This is a genomic window from Sulfuricurvum sp. (genome assembly GCF_023250475.1).
Taxonomy (GTDB): domain Bacteria; phylum Campylobacterota; class Campylobacteria; order Campylobacterales; family Sulfurimonadaceae; genus Sulfuricurvum.
In genome coordinates, this window is record NZ_JAHFAQ010000136.1 from 1 (window position 1) to 5791 (window position 5791).

The following is a 5791-nucleotide window of genomic DNA, read 5'->3' on the forward strand; positions in this document are numbered from 1 at the left end:
AATCGTCTATGTGATCGGATGGTCATCGCTTTGTATTTTACTGTTTGTTTTTCAGCTTAAACAGGTGTACGTTGAAAAAGGGTATATCGATATCGTTTTGGTCGCGATTGCTGTTGAAGCGGTATTATTTACGATCTCTATCGCGTACAAATACAATCTTTTCAAAAATCAGGCGCTTGATCATCAAAATATGCTGTTTCAGCAATCAAAGATGGCGAAAAGCGGAGAGATGATCGCTAATATTACCCACCAATTCCGCCAGCCGCTGAACAATCTTTCCTATATTTTAATAAATCTGAAAAATCGTTATGAAAATCGAACGTTAGAAGATGCCTATGTGGATAAAAAAATCGGGGCGGCACAGGATCAACTACAGTTTCTCTCCAAAACCATTGATGATTTCAAAGAGTTTTATACCCCCGCAAAACACAAAGAGCCTTTTTTGCTGAAAGAGGCGATCAACAATAGTTTAACGGTGATAATGTCCGATTTGAATACCAAAGGCATCCATGTGGACGTAGTCTTTAAATGTCGTGACGATAGTCAAATTTACGGGAAAAAGAGTGAACTCTCTCAGGTTATTTTTGCGTTAATATCCAATGCATCCGACGCTTTGGGCGGAATATCGGATCCGATGATAGCGATTAGTGTCGATTGCGTTGAGTCTAACGTCCGGCTGGCAATACAGGATAACGGCAGCGGTATATCTCAAGAGCACACACATACAATTTTTGAACCTTACTTTTCGACCAAATCTGAGGGGAGCGGAATAGGTCTTTATTTAGCTAAAACAATCATAGAGAAAAGCTTTGAAGGAACAATAGAGGTGGAAAGCAGGGGGAGAGAGGGCTCAACCTTTACCCTCTCTATCCGCGAATATCACTGAGTTTTGGGATACATGAATGAGATCTCTTTTGTTACGGAGATATTCGGGTCTTCTTTTGTGTAGATAACCAGTTTGACTTTCAAAGCTGTGTCTCTTCGGTTCGACTGTGATAGATTTTGATTCGTCGAGATCACTAAGATCCGTTTACGCATTCCATCCGATTTGAGGCTCAGCGGTGTAAAGCTGTCGATACGGAAGTTTTTATCTTCAATTCTGACATCGTAGGTATAGGTACGTTTTTGGGTATTGTGAATATTGACGATGTAGTTATTGCTCACGATACCGTTTTGCTCTTTGTAGAGTTCGCTTGATTTATTGATGTTGACCAATATCCGTTCTTGCTCCGATGCCAATGCCGCCGCAAAAATCAATGAACCTGCCATAGCCGCAAAATACATGATGTTGCGCTTTGAAAAAACACTACTGCGCAGTTGATGTAAAACAGACGCTGGACTTCCCCACTCGATCAGCGATTTTTTACCCAATTTCCCCATTACGGCGGTACATGCATCGGCACACTCCAGACAGTTGATGCACTCGAGTTGTAACCCTTTTCGGATATCGATATGGGTCGGGCACACTTTGACACACGCTTCGCAGGTGGTACACTCTTCATGGGCTGAAAATTGTTTCAAATCAAAAACCGATTTTTCACCGTTTTGATAGATCAATCCGCCGCGATTGGTATTGTAGACGACATGTTTGGTGGCATCGTCATAGAGAACGGTTTGTATTCGAGAGTAAGGGCAGAGATAAGTACAAAAACTCTCTTGCATCCAGACAATATCATAGATGAGAAAAGCGGCTGTAGTAGTGATGAAGATAATGATAAAGAGGTGATCTTCGGGGTGTTGCATGTAGGTGAAGAAATCTTCGGGAGGGACAAAATACCAGATAAAATTGGTTGATGCGATTAGGGAAATGAGAACCCAAAGGAAAAACCCGAAAACGATTTTTAGTTTATTGTCAATACTTGAGGTATTCATCCTTTTTTGTTTGTTGGTACTATTTCTCAGATCGAGCAGGGTTCCTTGAATCAAATCCCGATAGATTACTCTAAAAATTGTTTGGGGACAACTCCATCCGCACCAAGCTCTCCCCAGAGAAGAGGTTAAGGCAAAAATCCCGATAAACAGAAATATGAGTAAAAACGGCATGATGTAAAATTCGTTGACATCGTAGGCTAATCCCATAAAATGAAATTGAAGCTTTTCGAATGAGAGAAGCAAAAGATGGTTTTCGTTGACCGTAATAAATGGAACGATAAACGTAAAGGCGGTGACAAAGGCATAGAACCAATATCGTTTAGTCACATAAGACATAGAGACTCCTTGAAGTATAGAATAGAGAACTGTAAAAAAATAAAGTGTCTTTTTGGTGGCATGCCAGAGTGGAACTCCTTTTGCTTTAGTTAGGGTAAGAATCACTAACGGGGGTTGCCGTGAAAGTTGTTTTGCGCAATAACGCTATCTTTGTTCAAGGGAGTACTAATACTCTCGAAGAGTCGTGGATGGAAGAGTTTTTCGATCATCATATTCATAACACGCTGTTTTTGGATAACGGGGTATTGGTTCTCAATAACGAAAATTCCTCGAACCAAAAAGAGGAGTTTTTAGAAACACTCAGTGAGCGTTTTACGAAAGCCAATGAACTTACAGGGTCGTTTTACAGCAGGTCGTTGAAGCGGTGCAAAACGGCAGCCGTTCGGATCGAAGTACCGTACCGTGAGAGTGAAAAAGTGGAGATCGAGCTTTATGCCTACAACTCCGGCTGTGTACAATTTACCCTCTTGACTCCGAATCGTTGGGTGATGCGCTATCTCAAACAGCAGCTTTCCAATCTCGTAACCAGCTCCAGCGAAGAGGATATTTTTATCGATGTGAGTACCGCTGCGGCAAAATCGCGTCTTGAAAAAACTCTCAACCGCCGTGAAGTTCTCCATTTTACGATTAATTATCAATACGATGATGAATTTATGAGTCGGCTTTACGGAAATTATAAAGGGTGGGGATTCGGAAATGATGCGATCGACAAGATGATCCGCTATCATGCGATATTTGAAATTCCGATGGGTTCATCTCCCGAAGATCTGAAAAAACGGTATCGCGCTTTGGCAAAACGGTATCATCCTGACCGTGTTCAGAGTAAAAACCCTAAAATCATCAATAAATATACGGAGAAATTTCAGCTTCTCCAAGAGGCGTACGGCGCTTTACGGGCGGTCAGTTAAAACGCTTAAATCTTCTGCGCTAAAGCGGTAGAGACGTTTGTCTCTCATTTCGCTCAGTTCGTTTGAAAACCCCCGCTTGGTAAAGAGAAAAATTTTCTCAGGGTGAAGGGCGAGTTTGACACATTTTTCTTCGAGTTTGTGAAACTCTTTTTTGTTCACTTTGTGGTTTGTCCATTTGCACTCTCCGACCCATGTCTCCCCCTCCATCGTCTCGCTCAATAGATCGATCTCCACTTCACGGTTCCAGTAGCTTCCCGAGTCAAGAAGCTCGCTTTGGAATGCAGGCGCTAAAATATCTCGAATATAGAGGTCGCACAGCTCTTCAAAAGTAAAGCCGACAAATGCATTGAACTGCTCACGAAAATGGTTTAGAAAAGGGAGATAGTTTTCTTCTCGGATGGTTTTGCTAAAAGGCTCAACAAAGGCAAACCAGAATCGCAAAAACGGGGTGTTAAATCGGAATTTATGAGAAATTCGGTGATGCTCAATCTCTTTTTTGAAGCGCTGTTTCGGGTGGGCACGTTCCAGCGGCATTTCACGTGAACGCTCCAATGTAAGATAGCCGCTGGTGCGTAAAAACTCAAAAGCGTCATTCCCCCGTTCTTTGCCGATTCGAGCACGGCGGTATGCCGATCCCTGCCGTCTATCGCCGACGGCTACGGCGTGAAGAAGGTTTAGATACAGAGGGTCGTCTTGAAGCGGTGAGAGGAAACGTGTCCGGTGGGATTCGAAAGGTTTGAGTATGTGATCGGTGATAAGCGATTCCATCGGTGCATCGGTATCGATCGGCGCATCGTATCCTCCGAAGATGGCAAACAGTTCAATGCACTGCTCCATATCACGGGGAAGGTTGAGGTGAAAAAAGTCGCGTATCAATTTTCTGTCCATTGGGTAAATTATAGCTTATAATACGGTACTTATATTATCAAAAAGAGAATTTATGGAGTATCGCTACATCGGGCGCAGCGGGTTGCGCGTATCACCGATTTGTATGGGGACAATGACGTTTGGAAGTCAGTGTGATGAAAAAACGGCATATAAGATTATGGATAAAGCGTATGAGGCCGGGATTAATTTTTTCGATACGGCCGAACTTTATCCCGTCCCTCCCGAAGCTGAACTTGCCGGAGTGACCGAAGAGATGGTGGGTCGATGGCTGAAGAACAAACCGCGCTATAGCATCATCCTCGCTTCCAAAATAGCGGGTGCGGCATCGGGCTGGTTTGTCCCTCCGATCCGTCACGGGTATACGGCGATTGACCGGTTTCATATCGAGCGGGCGATCGAGGGGTCTCTTAAACGTTTGGGTACTGATTATATCGATCTGTATCAGATGCACTGGCCCGATACGATTGTCCCCATCGAAGAGTCGATGAGAGCGTTTGATGCATTGGTGCAAAGCGGAAAAGTCCGTTACATCGGAACTTCCAATGACACTGCGCGGGGGACGATGAAATCGCTCATGGTCTCCAAATATGAAAAACTGGCCCGTTTTGAGTCGATCCAAAACAATTTTTCACTGCTGAATCGACGGGACTTGAGCGAGATCGGCGCATTGTGCCGTGAAGAGAAAATTTCACTGCTGCCGTATTCACCGCTGGCCGGCGGGGTGCTCAGCGGAAAGTACAATCAGGATATCAACACTCAGGGGCGATTCAGCGATTACGTTAAATCGGCCAACAAACGTCAGCGTCTGATGGCTTCACGGTTTTTAAATGACAAAACGCTTGCTTCGACACAGGAGTATTTGCGTATTGCACACGAAGCGGGATTAAATCCCGTCACGATGTCTATCGCGTGGAGCAAGCAGTTTGATTTTGTCGCCTCCACGATTATCGGAGCAACATCGCCTGAACAGCTGGATGCAAGTTTGGCGGCGATGGATGTTACGCTCAGCAGCGAAATTCTCCAAAAATTGGATGAGGTACATGCAAAAATTCTTTATCCTATGGGGTAGTCTGCTCGCCCTCATGATCGGAGGGTGCGCTCAAAAACACTACGAAATCAGCAAACCGAAGCTCATCGTCCTGAAAATGCCCAAACTGAAATTTGCCGATACGGGGTATATCCGCTCCAGCGGCGAGCGTGTCGAAGCGGAGCTTTTTACCGCCGGAGTTGCGGTGGAGAAGATTTCGATTGATGAGAAAGTATGTGTCAATGCGGGATGTATGAGCGAAGAGGCATTTGTCCGCGACTATCTCTCTCCGGACTACCCCAAAGATATTCTCAGACGAATTTTACTGGGGGAGCCGATTTATAACGGAGCAAATATGAGCGAGCAGTGCGGCGGAGCACGGACGCAATATATCCGAACCGACAAAACCGATATCGTTTATCGGCTAAAAGCCGATGAGACCTACTTTAAAGATCGTTTCAACAGCCTCATTATTAAAATTACCGATCTTGATAACAATCAATCCGCTCCGTGAGTAGCTGAGTTACAATCGCACTTAAAAAGGGGATATATGAACGTCTCTCCCGACTTTTCTCTCCCTCTTCGCCGGATCGCCCCCTATTTTGTGACGGCGGTCGTTTTTTATACAGTTTCCATGAGCTTTTTATATTTTTTGCAACCCGACATCGGATGGCGTGATTTTAGAGTGATCGGCTGGGTGCATACCTATATGATCGGATTTGTAATGATGAGCATTATCGGTGCGATGGGTCAGCTCTCG

Annotated in this window: 6 protein-coding genes and 1 pseudogene; 5 read left to right on the forward strand and 2 right to left on the reverse strand. The window is 44.5% G+C overall.

The features are described 5' to 3' along the window. The coding region (locus Q0C19_RS10630; RefSeq protein ID WP_295055826.1) for a HAMP domain-containing sensor histidine kinase at positions 1 to 886 on the forward strand (886 nt) is incomplete at its 5' end. On the opposite strand, the gene ccoG is transcribed toward Q0C19_RS10630, so the two are convergent. Then, positions 880 to 2208 carry a cytochrome c oxidase accessory protein CcoG gene (gene ccoG, locus Q0C19_RS10635; RefSeq protein WP_295055828.1) on the reverse strand — a complete coding sequence of 443 codons (1329 nt, stop codon included), beginning with the start codon at positions 2206 to 2208 and terminating at the stop codon, positions 880 to 882. The genes Q0C19_RS10630 and ccoG overlap by 7 nt on opposite strands. 119 nt (positions 2209 to 2327) lie before the next feature. Between ccoG and Q0C19_RS10640 the strand changes: the two genes are divergently transcribed. Beyond that, the gene (locus Q0C19_RS10640; protein ID WP_295055829.1) at positions 2328 to 3116 is read left to right on the forward strand and encodes a J domain-containing protein; all 789 of its coding nucleotides are present in this window, start codon (positions 2328 to 2330) and stop codon (positions 3114 to 3116) included. Here Q0C19_RS10640 and Q0C19_RS10645 read toward each other — a convergent pair. Further along, positions 3099 to 4004 carry a DUF234 domain-containing protein gene (locus Q0C19_RS10645; protein ID WP_295055831.1) on the reverse strand — a complete coding sequence of 302 codons (906 nt, stop codon included), beginning with the start codon at positions 4002 to 4004 and terminating at the stop codon, positions 3099 to 3101. The two genes, Q0C19_RS10640 and Q0C19_RS10645, sit on opposite strands and share 18 nt — an antisense overlap. 52 nt (positions 4005 to 4056) lie before the next feature. Between Q0C19_RS10645 and Q0C19_RS10650 the strand changes: the two genes are divergently transcribed. The 3 genes and pseudogenes from Q0C19_RS10650 to Q0C19_RS10660 form a co-directional block, all read left to right on the forward strand. Then, positions 4057 to 5073 carry an aldo/keto reductase gene (locus tag Q0C19_RS10650; protein ID WP_295055833.1) on the forward strand — a complete coding sequence of 339 codons (1017 nt, stop codon included), beginning with the start codon at positions 4057 to 4059 and terminating at the stop codon, positions 5071 to 5073. Then, on the forward strand, positions 5045 to 5545 hold the full coding sequence (locus Q0C19_RS10655; protein ID WP_295055835.1) for a hypothetical protein: 501 nt from the start codon (positions 5045 to 5047) through the stop codon (positions 5543 to 5545). The genes Q0C19_RS10650 and Q0C19_RS10655 overlap by 29 nt, the downstream gene beginning before the upstream one ends. A 36-nt stretch (positions 5546 to 5581) precedes the next feature. Beyond that, positions 5582 to 5791: pseudogene (locus Q0C19_RS10660) on the forward strand (hypothetical protein); the annotation flags it as partial.

Coding starts and splice junctions, on each gene's coding strand:
- Q0C19_RS10655 (WP_295055835.1), top strand. CDS start 5,045: ATGCAAAAATTCTTTATCCTATGGGGTAGTCTGCTCGCCCTCATGATC.
- Q0C19_RS10650 (WP_295055833.1), top strand. CDS start 4,057: ATGGAGTATCGCTACATCGGGCGCAGCGGGTTGCGCGTATCACCGATT.
- Q0C19_RS10645 (WP_295055831.1), bottom strand. CDS start 4,004: ATGGACAGAAAATTGATACGCGACTTTTTTCACCTCAACCTTCCCCGT.
- ccoG (WP_295055828.1), bottom strand. CDS start 2,208: ATGTCTTATGTGACTAAACGATATTGGTTCTATGCCTTTGTCACCGCC.